At 36.3% G+C, this 26,102-nt stretch carries 19 protein-coding genes; 12 read left to right on the top strand and 7 right to left on the bottom strand.

Annotation, left to right across the window (positions count from 1 at the left end):
* Positions 1-116 precede the first annotated feature (116 nt).
* On the bottom strand, positions 117-809 hold the full coding sequence (locus H602_RS0112975; RefSeq protein ID WP_026978388.1) for a Sir2 family NAD-dependent protein deacetylase: 693 nt from the start codon (positions 807-809) through the stop codon (positions 117-119).
* Between the two features lie 527 nt (positions 810-1,336).
* Between H602_RS0112975 and eno the strand changes: the two genes are divergently transcribed.
* The 8 genes from eno (at position 1,337) to ctlX (ending at position 12,501) form a co-directional block, all read left to right on the top strand.
* Positions 1,337-2,629 (top strand): phosphopyruvate hydratase, encoded by a 1,293-nt coding sequence (gene eno, locus H602_RS0112970; RefSeq protein ID WP_026978387.1) that lies wholly within the window; start codon positions 1,337-1,339, stop codon positions 2,627-2,629.
* Between the two features lie 328 nt (positions 2,630-2,957).
* Positions 2,958-4,925 carry a tetratricopeptide repeat protein gene (locus H602_RS0112965; protein ID WP_026978386.1) on the top strand — a complete coding sequence of 656 codons (1,968 nt, stop codon included), beginning with the start codon at positions 2,958-2,960 and terminating at the stop codon, positions 4,923-4,925.
* A gap of 187 nt (positions 4,926-5,112) precedes the next feature.
* Positions 5,113-5,874 (top strand): LytR/AlgR family response regulator transcription factor, encoded by a 762-nt coding sequence (locus H602_RS0112960; RefSeq protein WP_026978385.1) that lies wholly within the window; start codon positions 5,113-5,115, stop codon positions 5,872-5,874.
* 143 nt (positions 5,875-6,017) lie between these two features.
* Complete coding sequence (locus H602_RS0112955; protein WP_051224503.1) at positions 6,018-8,405, top strand: DUF7619 domain-containing protein; 2,388 nt, start codon at positions 6,018-6,020, stop codon at positions 8,403-8,405.
* A gap of 183 nt (positions 8,406-8,588) precedes the next feature.
* A complete protein-coding gene (locus H602_RS0112950; RefSeq protein WP_026978383.1) occupies positions 8,589-9,872 on the top strand; it encodes a citrate synthase in 1,284 nt (427 codons plus the stop codon).
* Positions 9,873-10,156: 284 nt separating this feature from the next.
* The gene (locus H602_RS0112945) at positions 10,157-11,071 is read left to right on the top strand and encodes a dimethylarginine dimethylaminohydrolase family protein (RefSeq protein WP_026978382.1); all 915 of its coding nucleotides are present in this window, start codon (positions 10,157-10,159) and stop codon (positions 11,069-11,071) included.
* A gap of 134 nt (positions 11,072-11,205) precedes the next feature.
* Positions 11,206-11,520, top strand: coding sequence for a four helix bundle protein (locus H602_RS20230; RefSeq protein ID WP_342663502.1), 315 nt, complete (start codon positions 11,206-11,208; stop codon positions 11,518-11,520).
* A gap of 45 nt (positions 11,521-11,565) precedes the next feature.
* Positions 11,566-12,501: a citrulline utilization hydrolase CtlX gene (ctlX, locus tag H602_RS0112935; RefSeq protein WP_026978381.1), complete on the top strand. Its 936-nt coding sequence runs from the start codon at positions 11,566-11,568 to the stop codon at positions 12,499-12,501.
* Between the two features lie 170 nt (positions 12,502-12,671).
* Here the strand turns inward: ctlX and H602_RS0112930 are convergent, their stop codons facing one another.
* The 3 genes from H602_RS0112930 to H602_RS0112920 are packed head-to-tail and all read right to left on the bottom strand — an operon-like array spanning position 12,672 to position 15,379.
* Positions 12,672-13,286: a chromophore lyase CpcT/CpeT gene (locus H602_RS0112930; RefSeq protein ID WP_026978380.1), complete on the bottom strand. Its 615-nt coding sequence runs from the start codon at positions 13,284-13,286 to the stop codon at positions 12,672-12,674.
* A 2-nt stretch (positions 13,287-13,288) separates the two neighbouring features.
* Positions 13,289-14,728, bottom strand: coding sequence for an SDR family oxidoreductase (locus H602_RS0112925; RefSeq protein ID WP_026978379.1), 1,440 nt, complete (start codon positions 14,726-14,728; stop codon positions 13,289-13,291).
* Between the two features lie 18 nt (positions 14,729-14,746).
* The gene (locus H602_RS0112920) at positions 14,747-15,379 is read right to left on the bottom strand and encodes a MarC family NAAT transporter (protein ID WP_026978378.1); all 633 of its coding nucleotides are present in this window, start codon (positions 15,377-15,379) and stop codon (positions 14,747-14,749) included.
* A gap of 89 nt (positions 15,380-15,468) precedes the next feature.
* On the opposite strand from H602_RS0112920, the gene H602_RS0112915 reads away from it, so the two are divergent.
* From H602_RS0112915 to H602_RS0112900, 4 genes are all read left to right on the top strand, one after another.
* The gene (locus H602_RS0112915; RefSeq protein ID WP_084404256.1) at positions 15,469-16,620 is read left to right on the top strand and encodes a carboxypeptidase-like regulatory domain-containing protein; all 1,152 of its coding nucleotides are present in this window, start codon (positions 15,469-15,471) and stop codon (positions 16,618-16,620) included.
* Positions 16,621-16,701: 81 nt separating this feature from the next.
* The gene (locus tag H602_RS0112910) at positions 16,702-17,067 is read left to right on the top strand and encodes a CoA-binding protein (RefSeq protein WP_026978376.1); all 366 of its coding nucleotides are present in this window, start codon (positions 16,702-16,704) and stop codon (positions 17,065-17,067) included.
* 361 nt (positions 17,068-17,428) lie between these two features.
* Positions 17,429-20,047, top strand: a complete 2,619-nt coding sequence (locus H602_RS0112905; RefSeq protein WP_084404255.1) for a GEVED domain-containing protein — start codon at positions 17,429-17,431, stop codon at positions 20,045-20,047.
* A 34-nt stretch (positions 20,048-20,081) separates the two neighbouring features.
* Positions 20,082-20,585, top strand: coding sequence for a hypothetical protein (locus H602_RS0112900; RefSeq protein WP_157505059.1), 504 nt, complete (start codon positions 20,082-20,084; stop codon positions 20,583-20,585).
* Between the two features lie 173 nt (positions 20,586-20,758).
* Here the strand turns inward: H602_RS0112900 and H602_RS0112895 are convergent, their stop codons facing one another.
* The 3 genes from H602_RS0112895 to H602_RS0112885 are packed head-to-tail and all read right to left on the bottom strand — an operon-like array spanning position 20,759 to position 26,078.
* A complete protein-coding gene (locus tag H602_RS0112895) occupies positions 20,759-23,071 on the bottom strand; it encodes a multicopper oxidase domain-containing protein (protein ID WP_026978373.1) in 2,313 nt (770 codons plus the stop codon).
* The gene (locus H602_RS0112890; RefSeq protein ID WP_026978372.1) at positions 23,061-23,543 is read right to left on the bottom strand and encodes a DUF305 domain-containing protein; all 483 of its coding nucleotides are present in this window, start codon (positions 23,541-23,543) and stop codon (positions 23,061-23,063) included. The genes H602_RS0112895 and H602_RS0112890 overlap by 11 nt, the downstream gene beginning before the upstream one ends.
* Before the next feature lie 18 nt (positions 23,544-23,561).
* Positions 23,562-26,078: a heavy metal translocating P-type ATPase gene (locus H602_RS0112885; RefSeq protein WP_026978371.1), complete on the bottom strand. Its 2,517-nt coding sequence runs from the start codon at positions 26,076-26,078 to the stop codon at positions 23,562-23,564.
* Positions 26,079-26,102: the final 24 nt, after the last annotated feature.

The raw sequence follows: 26,102 nt of genomic DNA, 5'->3' as shown, positions 1-26,102 counted from the left end.
AGTGATATTTATAAAGCGTTGATTATAAGATTAGGCACGTATTGAAAATCCGCGCTATCGAATATTGGGAGGAAATATTGCGGATTGCAAATTTGAGCTATCGGGTGAGCTTGCTTCTACTGCGGTAAATATTCTTCTACCAGAAGTTTTAAACCCGTAGTTGCTTTTTCTTTGATTACTAATAGATTGATTCCCTCCTCAACTGATGGGTTTGGATCGATGTAAACGGTATCTGATTCGAAAGGAACTGCCAATAAAAGTGCGGCCGCTGGATGAACAATCATTGAGCTTCCAATAATGATGAACAAATCTGCATTTTGAGTAATTTCAATTGCCTTTTTAATTTTCGTAACTTCTTCTCCAAACCATACGACATGCGGACGTAATTGGCTTCCATCTTCCGCTACATCGCCAACTTTTAATGAATCTTTATAGTCGTAAATTAAATTTTCATTAATGGAGCTTCTCGATTTTGTGAGTTCACCATGTAAATGTAAAATGTTGGAAGAACCAGCTCTTTCATGCAAATCATCAATATTTTGAGTGATTATGGTCACTTCATATTTCTCTTCTAATTTGGCAATTAAATTATGAGCTTCGTTGGGGATTGCAATCTCTAATTCTTTTCTTCGTGCATTATAGAAATCTAAAACTAGTTGTGGGTTTTTGGCAAAGCCTTCTGGAGATGCAATTTCTTCTATGTTGTGATTTTCCCACATTCCCGATTGTCCTCTAAACGTGCCTAGTCCGCTTTCTTGACTTATTCCGGCACCGGTGAAGAATACTAAATGGTGTTTTTTTGAGTTCATTTATAATTGGTTTTTTTATCAAACTACCCACTCATGGCCTATTGAAAAACTTTATACAATAGTATGAAAACTAGATAAATAGTTGACACTGTTTTTTGTTACTAATAGGATTTTTTTAACAATTTTGCATCGAACGCAGTTTCTAAAAATGACTTGAATTGCGTTTTAAAGATAATGTTATTTTTTAAATTTTTTACTCAAATAGTATGTTATAAGGAAAATAATAGTTGATGCCTTAATACATTTCAAATCCCACACCCCAAAAAGAAGCCTAAAGATTTTACCTTAGCCCTGATGCTGGAATTGTTTGAGCTCTCCCGATTTTTCATCGGGAAGCGAGTTCCTGCAGCAGGAATATGCCCCGATAGCTATCGGGGTGAAACAGCCCAAGCGGTTTACTCCAAATAAATAAACTACAAACGAAACCGATTGAGTTGATAAGATTGCAAATTTTCTTAAAAGGATTGATAAAGTTGTAATATATTTGCAATTATCAATGATTAACACACAATTAAAACTATAGTAAAATGAGCATTATCATAAAAATTCATGCCCGACAAATTTTAGATTCAAGAGGAAATCCAACGATTGAGGTGGATGTAATTACGGAAAACGGCGTTTTAGGTCGTGCTGCAGTGCCAAGTGGTGCTTCGACAGGCGAACATGAAGCGGTGGAATTGAGAGACGGCGGAAAAGCGTTTATGGGTAAAGGTGTTTTGAAAGCTGTGGAAAACGTGAACCGTACTATTGCTGAGGAATTGTTGGGGACATCTGTGTTTGAACAAAACTTGATTGACCAAAGAATGATTGAGCTTGATGCGACTCCAAATAAACAAAACTTGGGTGCGAATGCTATTTTGGGTGTTTCGCTTGCTGTTGCTAAAGCGGCGGCTAATGAGTTGGGATTGCCATTGTACCGTTATATTGGTGGTGTTTCGGCAAATACGCTTCCGGTTCCGATGATGAATATCATTAACGGTGGAAGTCACTCTGATGCTCCAATTGCGTTTCAGGAGTTTATGATTATTCCGGTGAAAGCGCAAAACTTTACACACGCGATGCAAATGGGTACGGAGATTTTTCACCATTTGAAAAAAGAATTACACGATAGAGGTTTGAGTACGGCGGTAGGTGATGAAGGTGGTTTTGCACCAAACTTGGCTGGAGGAACGGAAGATGCAATTGAAACGATTCAGAAAGCGGTTGAAAAAGCAGGTTATAAATTTGGCGACGAAATTATGATTGCTTTGGATTGTGCAGCTTCGGAATTTTATGTGAACGGAACTTACGATTATAAAAAGTTTGAAGGTGAAAACGGAAAAATTCGTTCAAGCAAAGAACAAGCGGAATACTTGGCTGAATTAGCTGCGAAATATCCTATTATTTCTATTGAAGATGGAATGCAGGAAGACGACTGGGACGGTTGGAAATACTTGACGGACTTAATAGGAGATAAAGTACAATTAGTGGGTGATGATTTATTTGTTACTAACGTAACGCGTTTGAAAACGGGTATTGACAAAGGAATTGCAAATTCGATTTTAGTGAAGGTAAACCAAATTGGTACTTTAACAGAAACGATTGCAGCGGTAAATATGGCTCATAATGCGGGTTACACTTCTGTAATGAGTCACCGTTCTGGAGAAACAGAAGACAATACCATTGCTGATTTAGCTGTGGCGTTGAATTGTGGTCAAATTAAAACGGGTTCGGCTTCTCGTTCGGATAGAATGGCGAAGTACAATCAGTTGTTGCGTATTGAGGAAGAACTAGGCGATGTTGCTTATTTTCCTGGTGTGAAAGCGTTTAAGGTGAAATAGTTTTTTGCCACTGATTAATTAGATTACAACGATTTTTTAAAATTACCCTTTTAGAGTTTTATGCTTTGAAAGGGTATTTTTTTTGCAGTTGGTTTTTTTTCGCAAATTCCATAAATTTTTTTTTGAACCATTAAGATAGTAAGGGCCATTCAGGCTTACTTTTCTTAATACCTTAATGGTTTAAATTTTTTAGATAGATTTTTTAACTGCAAATTTCACAAATTTTATTTTTTGAAGAATCAAATTCTAATTCAAATCCATCAAATACTCATTTACTCTTAATTAACTGATACAAAAAGCTATTTTTGTTTGTATCTAATAAACGATTATGAATATAATTAGAAATTTAAGTATCGGTATCGCTTTGTTGTTTTTTGCTAATGCTTTTTCGCAAGAAAAGTTGGTGGATAGTTTGCAAATTGAATTGAAAAACAGCAAGGATGATATTCAAACAGCGACGGTTTTAAATCAATTGGCATCAGCTTATCAAGATTTCAATCCCGCATTATTGAAGGAATATGCTCAAAAAGCTTTAGTGGTTTCTCGTAAAATCGATTTTGCTCTAGCTGAAGGAACAGCATTGCTTAACCTTGGAAACGCCGGGATTATTTCTGGAAACTATGCTGAAGCTTTGCAGCATTTTCAAGATGCTCAAATTGTTTTTGAAAGAGAATTGCAAGGACAGCCTTCTAATGAGTTGGAATTAAAAAATGGATTGGCACGAGCCTACGGAAGTATGGGAATTGTATTTTCGGAACAAAATAGTTATGCGAAAGCGTTACAAAATCATTTGAAAGCCGTTGCTTTATACCAAGAAACCAATCAAGAATTGAAGGTGGCTCAGGTGTGTAATAATATTGGAGTGGTGTATCAATCCCAAAATCAAGATTTCAAAGCGTTGGATTATTTCTTGAAATGCTTTAAAATTCAAGAGAAAAACAAACTTTCTTACAGTGGAATTACGGCTACGAATATTGGGAAGGTTTATTTCAAACAAGCCAACTATCAGGAGGCATTGAAGTATTACCAACTGGCTCAAAAAAGGTTTGAAACCTTTCCTGATGCAAGAGGTGAGGGCGAATTGCAAACCAACTTGGGAAGGTACCATCAGCAACAAAACAATAAAGCAGAAGCTGTTTTGTCCTTTGAAAGGGCCTTATTTGAGTTTCAGAAGATTGATGATAAGTTTGGTTCGACGGATGCTTATTATTACTTGGGTGAATTTTATTTGGCACAAAAGGAGTATCAACCGGCACTTGTAAACATTCAGAAAGCATTGGCTAATGCCAAAGAATTAGCGTTGTTGGAATCTATTCAAAATTCGGAATTGACATTGAGCACAATTTACGAGCAATTGGGTCAAACCGCGGCATCCTTGGAGCACTTGAAATTATACGGAATTGCCAAAGACAGTTTGCAAAAACAAGAGGATGTTCGCCAAATCGTGCAAGCGGAAATGAATTTTGAGTTTGATAAAAAACAAGCGCTTTTGCAAAAAGAACAAGACAAAAAAGAAATTGTTTTTGAGGAAGAACGTAAACGGCATCAGATGCAAATTTTCTTCAGTATTCTGTTTGTGATTCTGGTTTTTGGAATTGTATTTCTAATTTACAACCGTATGCAACTCAAGAAAACTTTGACACTTCAAAAAGAACTAGCGGAATACGAACAGAAAGCGTTGCATTTGCAGATGAATCCGCATTTTGTGTTCAATTGTTTGGGTTCGATTTCGAGTTTTATTGTGCAAAATGGAACCGATTCGGCGATAAAGTATTTGGCGAAGTTTTCAAAACTAATGCGACTGACGTTAGAATATTCGAAAGAAGCGTTAATCCCGATTGACAAAGAAATAGAGAGTTTGCAGAATTATTTGGAACTGGAACAACTGCGTTTTAACCAAGTTTTTGATTTTACGATAACCAAAAGTGCGGCAATTGAAGATGATTTGGCTTTGCCACCGTTATTATTACAGCCTTTTGTGGAAAATGCCATTATTCACGGACTGATTCCGAAGCAAGAGAAAGGAACGATTGCTATTTCATTTGAATTGGAAGGCGAAAATTTATTGTGTACCATTATTGATAACGGTGTTGGCTTGGAAGCTTCACAGAAATTAAAAGAACAATCGGTTTCGATTCATAAATCAATGGCGTTGGATATTACTAAAAAGCGATTGGAAATGATGGAAAGTGCGACTCAGAAAAAGTCATTTGTGACTATTGACGAAGTTGTTGATGAAAATGGTGTGGTGAAAGGAACGAAGGTAGTGTTGCATTTGCCGGTTCAATATTTATAGGAAGTTGTCAGTTGACAGTTGACTGTTTTCAGTTTTGAGCAACTTGGAGGAATAGGATAGAAAGATAGAAGGACGAAAAGATAGAAAGATTCAAAGATAGAAGGACAAAAAGATAGAGAGATAAATAAATTTAAAATTTAATATACCGGTTTCGGTTCCCCTCATTTGGAGGGGTTAGGGGAGGATTATGATAAAAGTACTATTAATAGACGACGATGCGAATTTGCGACAAGGAATGAAAGTTTTGTTGGAACGATATGCATCGGATATTGAAATAATTGGTGAAGCAGATAGTGTGAAAACCGGGACAATCGCGATGGAGAAATTACTTCCGCAAGTGGTTTTTCTGGATATTCAACTCAATGACGGGACCGGTTTTGACATCTTGGAACGTGTGACTAAAAGTCAAGGAAAATTGAGTTCGCATATTGTTTTTATAACCGCTCACGAACAATATGCTATAAAAGCCTTCCGGTTTAGTGCGTTGGATTTTTTGTTAAAACCCGTTGACCCAGAAGAATTGCAGAAAGTGGTGGAGAAAATTAAAGCGGTTTTGAATCAAAAGGAAAACTTTGAACACATCGATTTGCTTTTGGAAAACATCAGAAAGAAAGTCGATAATTTTAAACGAATTGCACTTTCAACCAGTGAAGGAATTCACCTGTTTGAAATCAGCGATATTATTCGTTGTGAAAGTGAAGATAATTACACGAAGTTTTATATCAAAAATCACAAACCAATTTTGATTTCAAAAACCTTAAAAGAATACGAGGAATTATTAGCAGAACATGGTTTTGAACGGATTCATCAGTCGCATTTGATTAATTTGGCGTATTTGAAATCCTATATAAAGAAAGACGGCGGTTATGTGATTATGAGTGACAATAGTAACTTGCCGATTTCGCAAAGGAAGAAGGAACGGTTGCAGGAGTTGTTGAAGAATTTATAGAAATTTTTGTCATTCTGAACTTGTTTCAGAATCTCAATAAAAACGTCGAATTCTAATTGAAAACCATTACATACTCAATTGCTATTTATAAATTAAAATATTGGATTTATTTTTACTGAACTTACAAACTAAAATACATTATTATGAAAAAATATTATTTACTACTGTTATTTGTTACCTCTTGGATGAATGGGCAAGTAATAAGTTTCACCGATGTGAATTTCAAAAATAAATTATTAGCTTCTTCCACTTCTACAACAAATGTTATTGCAAAAAATTTTATGAATCTGGCAATTAAGATTGATGCTAATAATAATGGTGAGATTGAGCAAACTGAGGCTTCTGCTGTGTTCTATTTATCGGTTCAGAGTTCCAACATTCAAAACTTAGAAGGTTTACAATTTTTTACAAATTTAAGAACCCTTTATTGTAATAATAATCCATTGATCACTAGTTTGAACACCGCCAGTTTAGTTAATTTAGAAAATCTTAACGCATCAAATTGTAGCTTGAATAATGTGAACGTAAATTCATCAACTAATCTTAAAATATTACTTTTAAACAGTAATCAACTCACAACATTAAATGTTGCAAATTTGTCAAATCTTCAAGAGTTATCTTTTTCTTACAACAATATTAATTCTATAAATTTAACGGGATTTTCATCTTTAACCCATTTAGTTTTTTATGATAATTTATTGACTTCTTTAAATACTACCGATCTTAGTAGTCTAAAATATTTAGCTTGTAGCGGAAATTTACTTTCAGAACTTAATGTTACTAATCTTGTAAATTTAGAATTCCTATATTTTGGAAATCCTGGATTAAGCCCTGTCTATGTTAATAATCTTATAAATCTTAATTCTTTAATTTTTAGAGGAGGTGGTCTACAAACTACTTTGGATATTAGTAATCTTGTAAATTTAACAAATGTTGACATTCGTGACACTAATTTAATTGAATTAGATGCATCTAACAATCCTAATATATCGTTTTTTAAAATTATTGACGATTCTACGATTGAATATGTAAATTTAAAGAATGGTAATGCAGGAATTAATGTAAGTACATCTGGTTGTCCAAACTTAGAAGCAATTTGTATTAATCAAGAGAATGTGAATTCATTATACAGTTCATTAGCGGACATTGGTATTATGAATATAGTTATCACTTCTTACTGCTCATTTAATCCAGGCGGAAATTACAACACAATTACTGGTTCAATGCTATTTGATGAAAATAACAACGGATGTGATGCTGCTGATTTACCACAACCCAATATTAAAATCAATATTAACGACGGAACAAATCAAGGAGCAACATTTACAAGTAATTCTGGAAATTATAGTTTCTTCACACAGACGGGAAGTTTTGATATAACTCCAAATGTAGAAAATCCAAGTTATTTTAATTTTTCGCCAACTACTGCAACAATTCCTTTTGTAAATAATGACAACAATGCTGTAACTCAAAACTTCTGCATCACACCAAACGGCATTCATCCTGATTTAGAAGTTGTAATTGTCCCAATCATTCCTGCACGACCTGGTTTTGATGCTGTTTATAAAATTGTGTATAAGAATAAAGGAAATCAAACGGTAGATGGCTATGTTAATTTTGCATTTAATGGTGCTGTGTTGGATTATGTTTCAGCATCGGTCGTGCCAACAGATGTTTTAGCTACAACTATGAATTGGACGGTACCAAATATTGCACCATTTCAAGTTGGAACCATTTTAGTGACTTTTAATGTCAATTCTCCTCAAGAAACTCCAGCAGTAAATATTAATGATATTCTAGTTTTTGATGCATTTATAGATGTAAATACAGATGAAACTTGGGATGATAATGCGTTTGTGTTAAATCAAACCGTTGTAGGATCGTATGATCCAAACGACATCACCTGTTTGGAAGGAAATGCATTGGGTACGACAGAAATGGGCGAAATTTTACATTACAACATCCGTTTTGAAAATACAGGAACTTCTTCAGCTGAAAATATTGTAGTGAAAAATGAAATTGACCTAACGCAATATAATATTCAGTCGCTACAAGTTATGGAAAGTTCGCATCCTATGACGGTACGTGTTACTGGAAATATTGCTGAATTCATTTTTCAAAGTATTGATTTAGATACTGGAGGTCACGGAAATATTTTGTTAAAATTAAAATCAAACGCAACACTTTCTGACGATCTTGTGATTAATTCTGCGGATATTTTCTTCGACTATAATTTTCCAATTATTACCAATGACGAGCAAACTGTCTTTGCCGATTTATCAAAAAATGATTTCAATAAAGATGTTTCGATTATAGTGTATCCAAATCCTGCAGAAAATGTGATTTACATCAAATCTGAAAGTACAATTCACTCAATCCAGATGTACGATGCGCAAGGGAGAATGATACAGGCCAAATTAAGCAGCAATGTTAGCGAAGTTGTTAACTTGACAAATTATTCTTCTGGACTTTATTTCATAACAGTTAAAACAGAAAAGGGAATTAAAACACAAAAAATCATTAAAAAGTAGTAATTTTTAGTTTTGTTATTTTTAGAACCACAACATTCATGTTGTGGTTTTTTTATAATGAGATTGGTCAAATTACTTTTATAAAAGAATTAACGATTGTAAGATGAAATATGCTTTTTAATTTGTGTTAATTTTCTTAAGTTTGTTAGATTATAATTTCTCACCGAAAACAGAAACAGAAACATGTCAAAAACAGCAATAGTAGAATTAGAAGGCAAAAAATACGAATTTCCATTAATTGAAGGAAGCGAAAACGAAATTGCCATTGATATTAGTAAATTAAGAGATTTAAGTGGTGCGATCACTATGGATCCTGGATATAAAAATTCAGGCGTTTGTAAAAGTGATATTACTTTCTTAGATGGTGAAGAAGGAATTTTACGTTACCGAGGATATTCAATTGAGGAATTAGCCGACAAGGGAAATTTCCTTGAAGTTTCTTACTTAGTTATTTTTGGTGAATTGCCAACAAAGGAACAACTTGCTAAATTTCAAAATGATATTAATAAATACACTTTAGTAAATGAGGAAATGAAAGACATCATTGATGGCTTTCCTAGAACGGCTCATCCAATGGGTGTTTTATCTTGTATGACAGGTGCATTAACTGCTTTCAATCCAAAAGTAGTGAATGTAGAGAATGAGAAAGAGATGTATGATGCTGTATGTAAGACCATGGGTAAATTTATGGTTATTGCTACTTGGACGTACCGTAAATCAGCAGGTTTTCCATTAAATTACTATGACAATACTAAAGGTTATGTAGAGAATTTCTTACATTTGATGTTTGAATTGCCAACAGGACCTTATTCAGCAAATCCAGTTGTTGTAGATGCATTGGATAAGTTATTCATCTTGCATGCCGATCACGAACAAAACTGTTCTACATCAACTGTAAGGATGGTAGGTTCTTCCCATGCAGGTTTATTTGCATCCATTTCTGCAGGAGTTTCTGCACTTTGGGGACCACTTCACGGTGGTGCAAATCAAGCGGTTTTGGAAATGTTAGAAGCGATCCAGAAAGACGGTGGAGATGCAGACAAGTACTTAGCAAAAGCAAAAGATAAAGATGATCCATTCCGTTTGATGGGCTTTGGACACAGAGTATACAAAAACTTTGACCCAAGAGCACGAATCATCAAAAAAGCAGCAGATGAAGTTTTGAGAGAATTGGGCGTTGATGATCCAATCTTACAAATCGCTAAAAAATTAGAAGAAGCAGCTTTAGTAGACGACTATTTCGTTTCTAGAAAATTATATCCAAACGTAGATTTCTATTCAGGAATCATCTACAGAGCTTTGGGAATTCCAACGGATATGTTTACCGTATTGTTCGCAATTGGACGTTTACCAGGTTGGATCGCTCAGTGGAAAGAAATGCGTATCAACAAAGAGCCAATTGGAAGACCACGTCAAATTTATACAGGTCATCCCTTGCGTTCATTTGTGGAAATGGAAAAAAGATAATACTTACTTTTTTTATAATTAAGCCTTTCGAAAGAGAGGCTTTTTTTGTGTCAAAATTATAATTTTAAAACAGTCCACTTTTAAGTAAGAATTTGAACCATTAAGGAATTAAAAAAATGTAGGATTCATGAAACGTAATCCTTTAATGGTTTAGCGTAAGTTCAATTATTTTTTCACGAAATAATGTTGCGCGTTACCTCGTATATTTAACACTAATAATCAAACAAAAATAGCAAAGGTAAAGTGCTTTTTCTATATTTGTCATTCGCATAAAACGAAATCATATGTTACAATTAAATGTAAAAAACGAAACGTCAAGATTAAAAGCAGTAGTCTTAGGAAGTGCTACAAATAACGGCCCAACACCAACGGCTGAAGAAGCTTACGATCCCAAATCACTTGAATATATTTTGGCAGGAACATATCCTACTGAAGAAGATATGGTGAAGGAGATGGAAGCTTTTAATCAAGTTTTTCAGAAATACGATGTAAAAGTTTTTCGTCCAGAAATGATTGAAGAATACAATCAGATTTTCACGAGAGACATCGGGTTTGTAATTGATGATATGTTCATCAAAGCCAATATTCTTCCGGATCGCGATCGCGAATTGGATGCGATTAATTACGTGATTGATCAAATGGACCCAACAAAAGTAGTTCGTCCACCAGAAGAAGTGCATATTGAAGGTGGCGATGTAATGCTTTGGAACGACTATATTTTCATTGGTACATATAAAGGAAGCGATTATGCAGATTATAAAACGGCAAGAACCAATAAAGAAGGGGTGGAGTACATCCGAAATCTTTTTCCAAACAAAATTGTGAAGGAATTTGATTTGGTAAAATCCAAAATTGAAGCCAGAGATAATGCTTTACACTTGGATTGTTGCTTTCAGCCTGTTGGGAAAAACAAAGGAATTATTTACAAAAGTGGTTTCCGTGAAGAAGCCGATTATATGTATCTCGTGAAGCTTTTTGGCAAAGAGAACCTTTTTCACATAACAAGAGACGAAATGTACTTCATGAATTCCAATGTGTTTTCTATTTCAGAAGATGTAGTGGTTTCCGAGAAAAATTTCGCTCGACTGAATACTTGGCTAAGAGATAACGGTTTTACTGTAGAAGAAATTCCTTATGCAGAGATTTCAAAGCAAGAAGGATTGTTGAGGTGTTCTACTTTGCCGTTGATTAGAGAATAGAGGAAGTTGTAGGTTCTATGTTGTAAGTTCTAAGTTTTGTGCGTTATGTTTGTGGAACTATTTTTTAAGAATATAGTAATATGAAAAGTTATAAGGATTTAGACGTTTATAATTTATGACTAGAATTATTCTATATTTCTCATGCTTGTACTCTGAAATTGCCAAAGTATGAAATGTACGAACTAGGCAGTCAATTGAGAAGGTCTGCAGATTCTGTGCCAACTAATATTGTCGAAGGATATGGCAGAAAAAGATATAAAGCTGATTTTATTAAATTTCTTACTTATTCATGGGCAAGTTGCCTAGAATCTGTCTTTCATATAGAAAAAATAGCAAAATTATATCCAGAAGTTATTGAAGATCCAGATGTATTAATAAGTCGCTACAACGAATTAAGTGCTAAAATTTTTAACTTTATAAAATATGTAGAAGAAAACTGGAAAACGTAACATCCAATTTTTTAACCTACAACTTACAACTTAGAACAAAAAATCATGAGACAAACTACAAATTCCATATTAATGATTCGTCCGGTAGCATTCCGAATGAACGAACAAACGGCGGTAAATAACTATTACCAAAAAGTACTTGACGGACTTTTACCAGCAACGGTAAATGCAAAAGCGCAAGAAGAATTTGACACTTTTGTAGAAAAATTACGAAATGTTGGTGTTGATGTAACTGTAGTCGATGATACTTTAGATCCTGATACACCCGATTCCATATTCCCTAACAATTGGATTTCGTTTCATCAAAATGCGGAAGTAGTTTTATATCCTATGTTTGCTGAAAACCGCAGGGCTGAACGTCGCGAAGATATTCTAGAGATTTTAGAAGAAAAAGGTTTTCAAATTGAAAGCATCAACGATTATACGGAAGCGGAAGAAGACGGTTTCTTTTTAGAAGGAACAGGAAGTTTGCTTTTAGACCGTAAGAATCAAAAAGCCTATTGTGCTTTATCGCCAAGAGCTGATGAAGAATTATTCATTGAATTCTGTGAAGATTATGATTTAGCACCTATTATTTTTGAAGCGTTTCAAACCGTTAATGGTGAACGAAAACTGATTTATCATACGAATGTTATCATGACTCTGGGCGAAACTTTTGCGGTAATTTGTGCAGATTGCATCGACGATAAGAAAGAACGCAAAATGGTTTTGGACAATCTGAAGGAAGATCAAAAGGAAGTGATTTTAATCACCGAAGACCAAGTCAATAACTTTGCTGGAAACATGTTGGAAGTAAAAGGAACAGATGACAAACGGTATTTGGTCATGAGTAATTCGGCTTTCCAAAGTTTGACAAAAAAGCAAATCACGCAATTAGAAAAACACGCTGAAATTTTAAGTTCAAGTTTGGATACTATTGAAGCTTGTGGAGGAGGAAGTGCACGATGCATGATGGCGGAGATATTTTTGCCTAAGAAATAAAATAAAATTACAATACAAAAAATCCCAAATTCCAAAGCATAACGTTTGGAATTTGGGATTTTATTTTTCAGCTCCTGTCCGGAACCGTCTATATGCTATGCTCTATATTCTATATTCTATTATCTATTATCTCAATTCTATACTCTGCACTCTAATTTCCAATCTTCACCTCAAAAAAGCACTCTTTCATAAATATATCCACCTTTTGTAGATCCATAAACGGATTTCCAGTCTTTATCAAAACCTTCGCTCCACATTCGTATGGATGTACTGTTGAGAACGATTCCTGAAGACGAATAGTGCGTTTTAGGATTGGCAACTTCTACACAATTTATTCCTGTATGCCCAGAAAAAGTACCGTCTGGACTTCTATTTATTAAAATACTACAACCGGGTTTTAATTCAATATCGGATTCAGTTAGATAAGAATACGCATTTTTTGCTTGCCAATCCTCTTGCCAATCCTGCATGTTTTTTAGTGTATAAACTTCCTTACTTATCCCATTGTGCTTCTGCACTAATTTATAAATTTCAACTGAAAAAGGGTGATTTTGTCTTTCATACAGGGCTTGTTCTACGATAAAATAAGTGCCTCTATCTTTCCAAATTGGAGTAATTTTTAGTGATCTGTTTTCATAAAAATCATTTTCGGTTGCTTGTTTGGATGAAGTAAAATGACCTTCAAATTGAGTAGCTAACGCTATCAACTCCTGACTTGCTTTTTGAGTAGCTGAACAGCTAGTAAAAATGGAAATAACGATAAAACTTAAGATGAAATACCTCATAATTACTTCGCTTTCTTTGGATTAGCTATATTTCGAATCATGCCATCAAATAGAAAATAATGAAACGGCAACATCGCATACCAGTACAAACGTCCAAAAATTCCCTTGGGTCTGAACGTAGCAATTTGGTGCAAGACATCATTCTCGTCAATTCTAAATTCCAGCCATGCTTCTCCCGGAAGTCGCATTTCTGCAAAGAGGAGTAAGCGTCTTTCTTTTGGATCCGCCAATAATACACGCCAAAAATCTAAAGCGTCGCCATTATCCAGATGAGTAGGATGTGTTCTGCCACGTCGCAAACCAACGCCACCAAACATTTTATCCATCAGTCCACGGGTTTTCCAAAGCCAGTTGCCATAATACCAACCACTTTCGCCACCAATGGCAAAAACACGAGCGAGTGCTCCCTCAGGATCGGAAACGGCCATTGATTTTTCATCTTTTAAACAACCGTATTTGGGAACTTCAATATATCCTTTTAAATCAGTACCAAAGTAGCTGCTGGACAAACTGTCTTTCCAAGAGGAAATCACTAAATTTTGCTCTATTTTCTTGAATGCCAAATTAATGGATTCCACATAACTGATTGGAGTCAGCCCTAAAATCTCTTTTTGCAATCGCTGGTCCCTACAGACCACCTCCATGCTCATGGAATCGACTAGGTTCACCGCTAATTTGTAGGAAGTGGAAGTCACAAAATACAACCAATACGACGAGAGTTTGGGTGACATAATTGGCAAAACGTAAATCGATAATTTGATCTTTCGCACTTCTGCATAATTGAGCAGCATTTCTTTATAAGTCAAAATATCAGAACCTCCAATATCAAACGATTGTTTGTAACAATCTTCACGACCGATTACGCCTAATAAGCACTTCATAACATCGCGGATGGCAATGGGTTGCGATTTGGTAAGTACCCATTTTGGCGTTACCATCACAGGTAGTTTTTCACACAAATCCCGAATTATCTCAAACGAGGAACTTCCAGACCCCACAATAATTGCCGCACGTAACGCCGTAAGGGAAAAAGGTCCTTCGGATAAGATTTGCTCTACATCACTTCTGGATTGCAAGTGTTTCGAAAGCTTTTCCTCATTTACAATTCCAGTCAAATACACCACTTGTTTGACACCGATTGCCTCCATGTACGTATTGAAATTGTGAGCAGATTTGGCTTCCATCACATCAAAATCATCTGTGGAAGCACTCATGGAATGGATCAAATAATAGACAGTATCAAAATCCGTGGGTAGGTTTTCAAGATTAATTTCATTTAAAAAATCGACTTCCCAAATTTTGACTTTCGCTAAAGTTATTTCGTCAAGGCCCAAACGGTTTTTATTCCGTACACAACATGTTACTTCATGTCCTTCCTGCAATAATTCGGGAAGAAGTCGTTTTCCCACATAGCCATTGGCACCCGTAAGTAATATTTTCATGTGTGTCTCTATTTTGAATTATTGCATAAAATTAGTTTGTATAATGCTCACTACAGCACTTACGATATATTGAATACCAATTGCAATCACAATAAATCCTACAATTCTGGAAATAGCAACGATTCCCGAAGCACCCAATATTTTTGATAAGTAATGCGCACTTTTTAAGATGAGAAAGATGCTCAAACAAACCGTCATAATGGCAAGTGTGGCAATGATTATTTCCGAAGTGCCGTTGTTTTCTTGATAAAAAGCAATCAATAAAGATATGGAACCAGGTCCAGCAAGCATTGGGATCGCTAAAGGTGTTAAGGCAATGTCGTTTCTTTTCTGGACGTCATTTTCTGCTTTTTTATTAATACCTCTCTTTTTACTGAATTTTCCAGAAAGTAAAGAAAATCCGGAACTCACAATGATCAATCCACCACCAATGCGCAAAGCGTCGATGCTGATTCCGAAGAAATCCAAAACATATTGACCTACAAAAAAGGAGATGATTAAAATTAGAAACACGTTAATTGCCGTCCAAAGTGAAATGCGAGAACGCTCTTTTTTATCATCATCTTGGGTAAGTCCCACAAAAATGGGAACGGTTCCAATTGGATTGATAACTGAAAATAAGGCGGCGAAAATGTAGATAAATAATTCCATTGTTTTTTACGGCAAAAGTAGTTTTAGCAAACGTGTCAAAGGTAAAGTTAGGAATAATAAATTGTATATATTTGTTTAAATCCAAAACAATGCAGAAAATTATCATTTCCCTTTTTTGCTCAATGCTTTTTTTGACTTCTTTCGCTTGCTTTGCGCAAATGGTTACAGGCGTAGTTTTTGACCAAAAAACACAAACCACTTTGCCTGGAGCAACTGTTTATCAGGATGGTACCACAAATGTTACCGTAACCGATTTTGATGGCGCTTTTAGGCTCAATTCAAAAGGTTCTGAAAGTTCTTTAATGATAACATATATTGGATACCATACTAAAAAAGTGGATCAGCCATTGCAATACGTAGGAAAACAGATGAAACTTTATCTGAATGAACAATCCATTTCCCTTGATGAGGTGGAAGTAGGCGGTATTCAAATTTTTTCGCGCAAGCAAATGCTCAAAGCGTTTCGCGAACAGTTTTTAGGAACTTCAACCTCAGCCTTGCGTTGTAAAATTATAAATGAAGACGATTTACTATTGAAATACAATCCGACCAAGAAGACATTAACCGCCACCACACGACAGCCGCTCCAAATTATCAATAATTATTTGGATTACGAAATAAGCTTTGACTTAGTTGAACTGGTTGTAACCTATACTACTGCAGAAAGCTTGAACGCTCATGCTATTGCCAACAGTTATTTTTCAGGATCGACATTTTATGTGGACAAAGCTAAAAATGAATCGGTACATAAAAAACGTCTTGAAACCTTTTATGGCTCAAGAGCCCATTTTATACAAGCATTGGCGTATGGTAAACTGGAAGAAGAACAATGGGAAATCTACGTAAATAAGCTTAAAATACAACCAGAAGAATATTTTGAAGTTACCGATACACTGCATTATAAAAAAATAAAATTGATAAAAAAGCCCGAGCGATTGGTTTTGCTTAGTGCCAGCGAAGGAGGAGTGCCGCATGCCAATCTTTTTGCCACGCAAGGAAAAGTAGATTCCACCGCTATGGTTCGAAAACCCACTTACTTCACGCCTTATTACCACAGGCAAAAGCAATCTTTAATGGAATTTCTGAATCCAGTAATCTACGTAGATCCCAACGGAAACTATACCCCTATTTATGGCGTTGTTTTTGGTGGTGCATTGGGAGCGTTAAAAGCAGGCGATTTACTGCCTATTGAATACTTTCAAACGAGTAAAGAAATGCAAAATGCACAAAAAGGTAAGTGAAAAATTGTATTTTTGCACCAATATAAAACGCTGTTTCGATTGCAATGTGCATTGCATCCTTTTATAAATATTAAAACTATTATGAAAAATAAAAAAACACTAGTTCTCGGAGCTTCCGAAAATAAAGAACGATATTCCAATATGGCCATTCTTAAACTGATAAGTAAGGACCAATCTGTTGTAGCCATTGGACAAAGAGTAGGAGAAGTTGCCGGTATAAAAATCCAGACCAAACAAGTGCCGTTTACAAATATTGATACCGTAACATTGTATCTAAACTCCACGAGACAAAGAGATTATTACAATTACATCATCAGCTTGGAACCAAAACGTGTCATTTTCAATCCTGGAACAGAAAATCCTGAATTTTACCAATTGTTGAAATCGAACAATATTAAAGTAGAAGTGGCGTGTACGTTAGTGTTGTTGAGCACAAATCAGTATTAAGAAAACGCATAAAAATAGGTTCCTATAAAATGGAATAGAATCAATTTGATAATTTATAAAGCGCCACCCATTTAGTAAAGTAAATGCGATGGCGCTTTTTAAGGCTTCAATTCGTACAATTGCTTGTGTTTTTTTCCTCTAAAGAGATAGCGTAAAGATGTTTTTGGAAGACTCAAATTTCTCCATTTGCATCTGAAAATAATAAGCACAAAGTAGTAATTGGCTTACTTCTGTTTACAGATATCATTTCAGAAATGTAGTGGCTTTTCCTGCATTTTAAATACTTTTTTTAAAAATTGGAGCCGCTGTAATTACAGGTCACCTTGAATCAGATAGGTCTGTTTTCTGAAAATTAATACTAATGAAAGCAAACTTCTGCATTATACTTCTCTTATCGGTCTGTTATTTTGGCTTTAGCCAAAGCAAGATGCAACTAAATGTTTCTAAAAATAGAAAAGCAACAGTCGGAGAGAAGTCAACCATTCAAAACCTTCCTGCTCATTTAACGGTTGCTCAGTTTATCCTCAATAAGTCAATTAGAAATAACGAAATAAATAAGGGAGATAAAATCTTATTTAATTTTGAAAATTTCCAAGACAAAGAAGGAATAGTTACGTACAAAAGTACGGATGTAAACAATGTAACTTCGTACATCTGTAAGTTTAAGGAGTATCAATTTGCCCAAGCTTTTATTTCGGTTGGCAAGGATGAATATTTAATTTCTATTGATATTCCAGAGCTGAATAGAAAACTGGGTACTTATAGTGCTAAAAACAGGCAAGAGTATTATTTAGTCGAGTTAGATACATCCAATTTAGATGAATTGCAATGCAAGAACGCAGTACTTAAAGTGCAGCAGGACGAACATTTGATGGAAGATAAAAAAATACCACTGCACGATAAAGTTCCAAATAAAAACAAGAGTGTTCCAAAAGAAAAGGTTCCAGAACAGCGATTACTGAACGCGGGATTAGGTTGCAACAGTTTAGGGGAAGATGATAATGTAACATTTAAAGTGCTGATCGTGTATACTCCAGCAGCTTTAACATTTGCAGGTTCTCAAGCTGGAATGAATAATTTGATTGCACAATCAATAACCAGAGCTAATAATGCCTCGATCAATTCTAATCTAGGAATGGATTTTATATTGGCACATTCTGAAGCAGTAATGTACGAAAAAGCCAGTGTTGCAGATGGTGGATCATCAACTGATTTATACCGATTTAGAAATAAAACCGATAATTTCATGGACAATGTCCATGCGCTTAGAGATACGTATGCAGCTGATTTTGTACACTTATTCTCTTTTATTAGTGACACAGGTGGTTTAGGATATATTTTAAATACAAAGTACGGTCAAGATAATTTGGGTTTTGCGTTAACGCGCGTACAACAATTGGAAAATACAGATACGTTTATTCATGAACTGGGTCATAACATGGGCGCCAGTCACGCCAGTGGTCAAAATACACAGCAAGGTCCAACCCAATGGACAAACTGGCCTGAAAATACGTGGAGTGCCGGTTGGCGTTTTCTGGGAAATGCCAATAAATATTATTGTTCTTTAATGGCCTATGAAAGTGGAACGTATTGGCCAGATGGAATAGGATCTGTTAGAATTTCCTTTTTCTCTAGCCCACTATTTACGCATCAAGACCAGACAATTGGAAATCAAGTTAGTGCCGATAATGCAAGAAGCCTGAAGGCAATGAAACAAATTGTGAGTAAGTACAGAGATGAGAACACGTTACAATATTGTTCCGCATCGGGTAGTAATGCGTCTACGCTAAATCTTGCGATCACAAATATCAACCTGAACGGTCTGACAAATCCCTCTGTTTGGAAGTCTTTTAGTGATTTTTCGTACAAGAGTACCTGTCTTATAAAGGGCCAGACTTATCCTTTGACGGTTAACGTAGGCGGAGTTTTTAATGGAGCAAAATTGTGGGTCTGGGTAGATTGGAACAATGATTTGGATTTTGATGATCCAGATGAATTGATACTTAATTCGATAACGGGAGAAAATTTGCAATACAATGTAAATATAATTCCTCCTCCTTCCGCTTTTATAGGCCCAGTTCGGATGCGGATACGTTATGAAAGCGAAACCTCAAGTCCAGCAACATCACCGTGCGGAATAGCACTCTTTGGAGAAGTAGAGGATTATACTATTTTTGTCCAAGAAGCAATAACAGTACAAGATACAGATGGTGATGGCGTTGCCGATCATTCAGATTTAGACAGCGACAATGACGGCATTTTAGACAGCGTTGAAATGACTGGTGGCATAATTGAAATCGATACGGATGGTGATGGAATTCCCAACCACTTAGATTTAGATGCCGACAACGATGGGATTCCAGACAATGTTGAAGCTCAAAGTACGGTAGACTATCTTCCGCCAGCAAATGACACACCGGCCACTTACCTTGATAATAATGGAGTAAATTCTGCTTATATAGCCAAAATAATCACACCAGTGGACAGCGATGGTGATGGCATACCCGATTATTTGGATACCGACAGCGATAACGATGGAATAAGTGATTTAATGGAGAGTTTTGATCCACCTCCAGCAGGAAGCACAGGCGTAAACGGCTTGATGGCTGATGCTGAAACAGCCGACGATTATACGGATGTCAATGGTCGAGCCTATGATGCAACTGGTTTTACGTTGCTCGATACAGACCACGATGCAGCCAATGGAGCAGATTTTGATTATCGAGATATCGCAGAGACACAACCTTTGTCAGGCACTCAGATTATAAGTTCATTTATAAGTTCTATTCTTGTTCCTGCTACATCAGCTGCATATTTAACTATTAGTGCTGTAAATTTAGGTGTAGTTATAACCAGAGTAAATGGCGCGTCGTCCGTTAGTGATCCAGTCGAAGGAATGATCATTTACGACACTTCAGACCATACGTTTAAAGTGAATACTACTGGAACTGCTGCAGGATGGAGGGCTTTTGAAAATTAAAGTGCGATAAGTCAAAAGGATTAAAGATGAAATCATGAAAAATACAATTACAACTTCTTTTCTAATAATGTGCTGCTTAAATGCTTTGGCACAAGGCGGAATAGCAATAGGTAAAACCACCGTAGACGGCAGCGCCATACTAGATTTCGGAACCGAAGTTCGGGGAATTGTAATTACACCAATACTCAATGCAGCTACAATGAAGGCAAGTCCGGGCACGATTGCTTTTGATGGATCTACGGGTAGTTTTAGGTATTTTGGTAACTCCGAAGATTGGAGTGCTGTAATTCCAGGTGGAGCTACCGGTGGAGTGCAATCAGGAACAGACCTCAACCGAATATTTATCGGTACTACAAGTTCCAGTGCAAAAGGCGTTATTGTCTTTGGAACTGATCATGGAGAAACCAGAGCGGTAGTCTTACCCAAATTGGCCAATGGAAACCTCCGTTTTAACAATCCAGTGGCGGGTTTAATGTATTATGATACGGTCTTAAAAGGCGTGATGGTTTATAACGGTAATAAATGGACCCGATTTTAAAAGGAACTCCTGTCGCAGTGCTGATGATTAAACCTTCGTAGTAACCGCTTTTTGAACTTTAAGAAAAACTGCTGACCGACTTGGAAATAGAATGACCAAAGCTGGCAACAGATCAAAAAATAAAGGACTAACTTTTAAAAGCTAGTCCTTCATCATTTCCATTTATTTGAGTTTTAGTAATTTAAATTCACGCCAAATCCAATACCCATATCGCTATCGTAATGTGTCGTAATACCCATATTTTTTCCTACAATATATTTAAAACCACCCATGTATTCTTTATCGGTATTCACCATAAAAGACATGCGTAAACGAGGAGAAACAGGAATATCTTCCCGCATCAGTTGCAATCTGACATTTCCATCGTGGTAAGCTTCGGCTTGAAAAATAACCAACATCGGCAACGTGTAAGCAAATCCCAAACTGGCCTGAATCCGTTTGTCTTTCGTGCTTTTTTGACCAAATACATTTTCTTCTACAGCTCCATTTTCTAACTTTCTGTACCTTACGTCAAATCCAACAAAAGGCATAAACCACTGATTCCTGCCAATGTATCGTCCAATATGCGTTTCAGATTCATAACCATGAGCATCATGATACCCCAAACGCCATTCGGTTCCAAAACTCCAACGTGCGTTTTGAAGCATTGCTTGACCGTCATTTCCGTTGGTAGCAAAATCATTTTCGACCATAAAATGAAACGGATTACTTTCTGCTTGTAGCTTTTGATACGCTTTTTCTTTGTTGGGTAAAAAAGGATTGGGCTTTGAATCTTCATAACTAAATACGCGATTCATGCCCGCCATCATGTGGTATAAAATGTGACAATGAAAAAACCAATCGCCATCTGCATTGGCTGCAAATTCGATCACATCGGTTTCCATAGGCATAATATCCAACACATTTTTCAGTGGAGCAAAATCCCCTTGTCCATTTAAAATTCGAAAATCATGACCGTGCAAATGCATCGGATGACGCATCATCGAATTATTATACAAAGTAATCCGCACGATTTCACCTTTCTTAATCAAGATTTTATCCACTTCAGAAAGCACTTTATTGTCCATACTCCAAACATAACGGTTCATGTTTCCGGTAAGTTCAAAACGCAATTCCTTGACCGGAGCGTTTTTTGGAAGCGTTGTTACAGTTGGCGATTTCAGCATTGAATAATTTAATGTTATTAAATCAGATTGCATAGGACTCATCGTGTGGTTTGAATGATCTGTAGCCTCTTTTTTCTTATCTTCTTTCACTGTTGTAACGGATTTAGGAGCAGAATTCATGGCATGACTTGAATGATTCATTTGTGGCATTTTTCCATCTTTCATATGCATTGAAGAATTTGAAATTTCTGGATACATCACCGTATTCATATCCATTTTTTGAAACGACATATCCATTCCCATACCGTTCATCGTTCCGTCCATGTTCATCATGCCATTCATCATTTTCATACCTTCAAAGTAATTCAACTTTGGCATAGGGCTCACAAGTTGTTTAATGCCTTCGCCAATATAAATCGAAGCCGATTTGGTTCGGTCTTCAGGAGTGACTAAAAATTCATACGAAGTACGTTCCGCGGGAATCGTAACCACCACATCATACGTTTCAGAAACGCCAATGATCAACCGATCCACCTCAACAGGTTCCACGTCATTTCCATCATTCGCAACAACAGTAATTTTTCCGCCGGCAAAGTTCAACCAGAAATAGGAGGAAGCGCCAGCATTGGCAATACGTAATCGCACTTTATCGCCCGCTTTAAATTGAGAAAGTTGACTTTCGTTTTTACCGTTGATTAAGAATTTATCATAATAAATATCGCTGACATCCATTGCCAACATTCGTTTCCACTCATTGGTTAATTTAGTTTTAAAATGTCCTTTGCCAATCGCTTCCGTATAACTTTGCGTGGTTCCTTTTTTGATTGCAAACCAATCGGAAGCATTATGCAACATTCTGTGGACGTTCTTAGGATTGTAATTCGTCCATTCACTCAAAATAATCGGAACTTGTGGAAGGTCATCAATTCCGATTCGAAAAGTAGCATCGTCTGCTTTCTTTTTCAAAATTAAGGATCCGTACATCCCAATTTGCTCTTGCATTCCAGAGTGCGAATGGTACCAATGTGTTCCACTTTGAATTATCGGAAACCGATACGTAAATGTTTCTCCTGGTGCAATCGGATTCTGCGTAAGGAAGGGCACTCCATCAAATTCATTTGGTAAATAAAGCCCGTGCCAATGCATCGACGTACCTTCTTTCAATTCATTATGAACCACAATTTCTGCAATGTCACCTTCTGTAAAAGTCAAAGTCGGCATCGGAATTTGACCGTTGACGGCAATCGCTCTTTTTTCTGTTCCAGCATAATTGACAAGAGTATCACGAACGTACAAATCGTAATGAACCACCTTTTGAGCATAATTTACGGAAGTAAATCCCATTAAGATTATAAATGCTATCAGTAATTTATTTTTCATTTTCTAATCTTTTAATCATTGCTTTCATTTGTTCTATTTCTTTTCTTTGAGCTTTAATTATTTCGTCTGCTAATTTCCGAACTGCAACGTCGCTGATGTCAGCTCTTTCGCTTGTTAAAATTGCAATCGAGTGGTGCGGTATCATTCCTTTTAACCACAAAACATCACCAATAATTGGTTTTTGTGCGCGGACAAGAAATAATGCGGAACTAAATAACACAAGACTTCCGAGTAAAATCGCTGTGTTTTTCTTCTTGTTTTTATACATTCCCAACATAAACAAAAGCATAATTACCGCCATTGTTGAAATTCCCAATGAGACCATATAAAAGCGGGTCATGCTGAAATAAACGTGGTCAATGGAATAGGTATTAAAATACATCGTGACGTACATTGCAACAAATGATAATCCCAGCATCAAGAAGAAAGTACTGTAAGGATTGTTTTTTTTATGTGAATCTGAATGTTCCATATTATATGTTTTTTTAGGTTAAATTTTAATAGTTCTTAACCGCAACGCATTTGCAATAACGGAAACGGAGCTGAAACTCATTGCCAAAGCGGCAATCATAGGCGATAACAAAATTCCAAAATAGGGAAATAAAATTCCAGCAGCAATTGGTATTCCAACGGTATTGTAGATAAACGCGAAAAATAAGTTTTGCTTGATATTTTTCATCACAGCATGACTTAAATTTTTTGCTTTTACAATACCTTGTAAATCGCCTTTTACCAAAGTGATTTTGGCACTTTCAATAGCTACATCGGTTCCCGTTCCCATGGCAATTCCAATGTCGGCTTGCGCCAAAGCAGGAGCATCGTTTATGCCGTCGCCAGCCATTGCAACTATTTTCCCTTGCGATTGTAAGTTTTTAATATAAGCTAATTTGTCTTGCGGTAAAAAACCCGCTTTGAAATCGGTTAAGTTTAATTCAGCGGCAACTGCTTTAGCTGTATTTTCATTGTCACCCGTGATCATAATGACTTCAATACCCTGTCTTTTTAATTCCGATATGGCGTCAATACTTGTTTTCTTAATCGCATCGGTAATGGTTATAAATCCAACAACCTTCGTTTCAATTGCAATGTAAGAAACCGTTTTTCCCAACTGCTGTTCAGCAATAACTTCCTTTTCAATCGCCGAAAAATCAGCAACGCCTCCTTGTTCCATTAAGCTTTTGTTTCCAAGCAGAATGAGCTCGTTATCAATTTTTCCTTGGACACCTTTTCCTGTAACGGAATTGAAGTCGGCGACTTTAGAAAATGCAACATCTTTAGCTTTAGCAAAACGAACTACGGCAGTTGCCAAAGGATGTTCGCTACTTTGATTGAGCGAGGCTATTTTTCCCAAAACGTTGTTTTCGTCGCCATCTTTCACCACAATTTTTTCTACAGATGGTTTTCCTTCCGTAATCGTTCCTGTCTTATCTGTAATCAAAACGTCAATCCGGTCCATTTTTTCGATGGCTTCAGCGTTTTTAATCAAGACGCCTAATTTTGCTCCTTTTCCAACGCCAACCATAACGGACATTGGTGTTGCCAAACCTAAAGCACACGGGCAAGCGATAATCAACACCGCGATTGCATTGACAAATCCGTAAACCAATTTCGGTTCAGGACCAAACTGCCACCACACTATAAAAGTGACAACCGAAATTAAAACCACGACAGGAACAAAAAATTTGGCCACTTTATCAACCAGATTCTGAATAGGTGCTCGAGAACGACTGGCATCGCTAACCATCTGCACAATTTGCGATAGTAAAGTATCAGAACCTACTTTTTCGGCAACCATTAAAAATGATTTTGTACCGTTAATTGTTCCAGCACTTACTGTATCTTTTGAGTTCTTATCCACGGGTATCGGCTCTCCCGTAATCATAGATTCATCAATCGTACTGGTCCCTTCGGTAATCTTTCCATCAACAGGAATCTTCTCTCCCGGTTTTACTCGTAAAATATCATCTTTTTTGATGCTGTGAATTGAGATGATTTTTTCTACACCATCAACAACTAAAGTAGCTTCTTTTGGTGCCAATTTCAATAACTCTTTAATAGCGCCACTGGTTCTACTATGCGCTTTTGCTTCTAACAATTGCCCTAATAAAACCAAAGTCAGCACTACAGCTGTAGCTTCAAAATACAAGTGAACTGTTCCATTTTCAGTTCGAAATTGAGGTGGAAATACGTCGGGAAACAACATACCTACAATACTAAAAAGAAAGGCAACTCCCGTTCCAATACCAATTAAGGTAAACATATTCAAATTCCAATTCACAATGGATTTATAGGCTCTTTCAAAAAACATCCAACAAGCATAAAATACTACAGGCAGCGTAAACGCGAACTGAACCCAATTCCAATACTTCAATTCCATTAATTGATACAAAGGATTATTGGGAATCATATCCGACATCGAAATAATGAAGATTGGTATACTAAACAACATCGCAACTTTCATTCTGTGCCAAAGCGTCGCATAGGTTTTGTTTTCTTCCGAATCCACCGGTTCCATCGGCAGTAAATCCATTCCACAAATCGGACAACTTCCAGGTTCGTTCTCGACGATTTCGGGATGCATCGGACACGTATATTGCCTCACTTGATTCGAAGTGGGCGCTTTGACCAAGTCCATTCCGCAAACCGGGCAATCGCCTGCTTTATCATAGGTTTTATCGCCTTCGCAATGCATTGGACAGTAGTAAGTTCCCCTCCCTATATTGTTTTTTGAATTACTAGATGTATTGTCTTTATTTTCTGTGGAACAACAAATTTTTGTCTTTGTTTCCGCAGCATTTGGTAAAGAAATTTGATAGGTACTCGCTTTTCCACCTAAAGCTTTTTGCAAGGTTTCTAGTTCCACATGTTGAGCCATTGTAATAAGTGCCTCGTGCTTTTCTTTGGAAACGACTACATGAGTGACGAATTCAACTTTAGATAAATCTTTTTGAACTTTGGCTTCACAACCGGAACAGGTCATTCCCTTAACTGTATATGTATGTGTCATTTTTTCGTAATTTATTAGCACGTC

The sequence above is a fragment of the Flavobacterium tegetincola DSM 22377 genome (genome assembly GCF_000425485.1).
GTDB lineage: Bacteria > Bacteroidota > Bacteroidia > Flavobacteriales > Flavobacteriaceae > Flavobacterium > Flavobacterium tegetincola.
The sequence above is the reverse complement of the archived record's forward strand: the minus strand, read 5'-3'. Positions and strand labels throughout refer to the sequence as shown.

Excerpts from the sequence above, each read along its gene's own strand:
- H602_RS0112930 (WP_026978380.1), bottom strand. The coding sequence starts at position 13,286 with ATGAGGTATTTCATCTTAAGTTTTATCGTTATTTCCATTTTTACTAGC.
- H602_RS0112955 (WP_051224503.1), top strand. The coding sequence starts at position 6,018 with ATGAAAAAATATTATTTACTACTGTTATTTGTTACCTCTTGGATGAAT.
- eno (WP_026978387.1), top strand. The coding sequence starts at position 1,337 with ATGAGCATTATCATAAAAATTCATGCCCGACAAATTTTAGATTCAAGA.
- H602_RS0112925 (WP_026978379.1), bottom strand. The coding sequence starts at position 14,728 with ATGAAAATATTACTTACGGGTGCCAATGGCTATGTGGGAAAACGACTT.
- H602_RS0112905 (WP_084404255.1), top strand. The coding sequence starts at position 17,429 with ATGAAAGCAAACTTCTGCATTATACTTCTCTTATCGGTCTGTTATTTT.
- H602_RS0112975 (WP_026978388.1), bottom strand. The coding sequence starts at position 809 with ATGAACTCAAAAAAACACCATTTAGTATTCTTCACCGGTGCCGGAATA.
- H602_RS0112890 (WP_026978372.1), bottom strand. The coding sequence starts at position 23,543 with ATGGAACATTCAGATTCACATAAAAAAAACAATCCTTACAGTACTTTC.
- H602_RS0112900 (WP_157505059.1), top strand. The coding sequence starts at position 20,082 with ATGAAAAATACAATTACAACTTCTTTTCTAATAATGTGCTGCTTAAAT.
- ctlX (WP_026978381.1), top strand. The coding sequence starts at position 11,566 with ATGAGACAAACTACAAATTCCATATTAATGATTCGTCCGGTAGCATTC.
- H602_RS0112885 (WP_026978371.1), bottom strand. The coding sequence starts at position 26,078 with ATGACACATACATATACAGTTAAGGGAATGACCTGTTCCGGTTGTGAA.
- H602_RS0112915 (WP_084404256.1), top strand. The coding sequence starts at position 15,469 with ATGCAGAAAATTATCATTTCCCTTTTTTGCTCAATGCTTTTTTTGACT.
- H602_RS0112895 (WP_026978373.1), bottom strand. The coding sequence starts at position 23,071 with ATGAAAAATAAATTACTGATAGCATTTATAATCTTAATGGGATTTACT.
- H602_RS0112920 (WP_026978378.1), bottom strand. The coding sequence starts at position 15,379 with ATGGAATTATTTATCTACATTTTCGCCGCCTTATTTTCAGTTATCAAT.
- H602_RS0112965 (WP_026978386.1), top strand. The coding sequence starts at position 2,958 with ATGAATATAATTAGAAATTTAAGTATCGGTATCGCTTTGTTGTTTTTT.
- H602_RS0112950 (WP_026978383.1), top strand. The coding sequence starts at position 8,589 with ATGTCAAAAACAGCAATAGTAGAATTAGAAGGCAAAAAATACGAATTT.
- H602_RS0112945 (WP_026978382.1), top strand. The coding sequence starts at position 10,157 with ATGTTACAATTAAATGTAAAAAACGAAACGTCAAGATTAAAAGCAGTA.
- H602_RS0112910 (WP_026978376.1), top strand. The coding sequence starts at position 16,702 with ATGAAAAATAAAAAAACACTAGTTCTCGGAGCTTCCGAAAATAAAGAA.
- H602_RS0112960 (WP_026978385.1), top strand. The coding sequence starts at position 5,113 with ATGATAAAAGTACTATTAATAGACGACGATGCGAATTTGCGACAAGGA.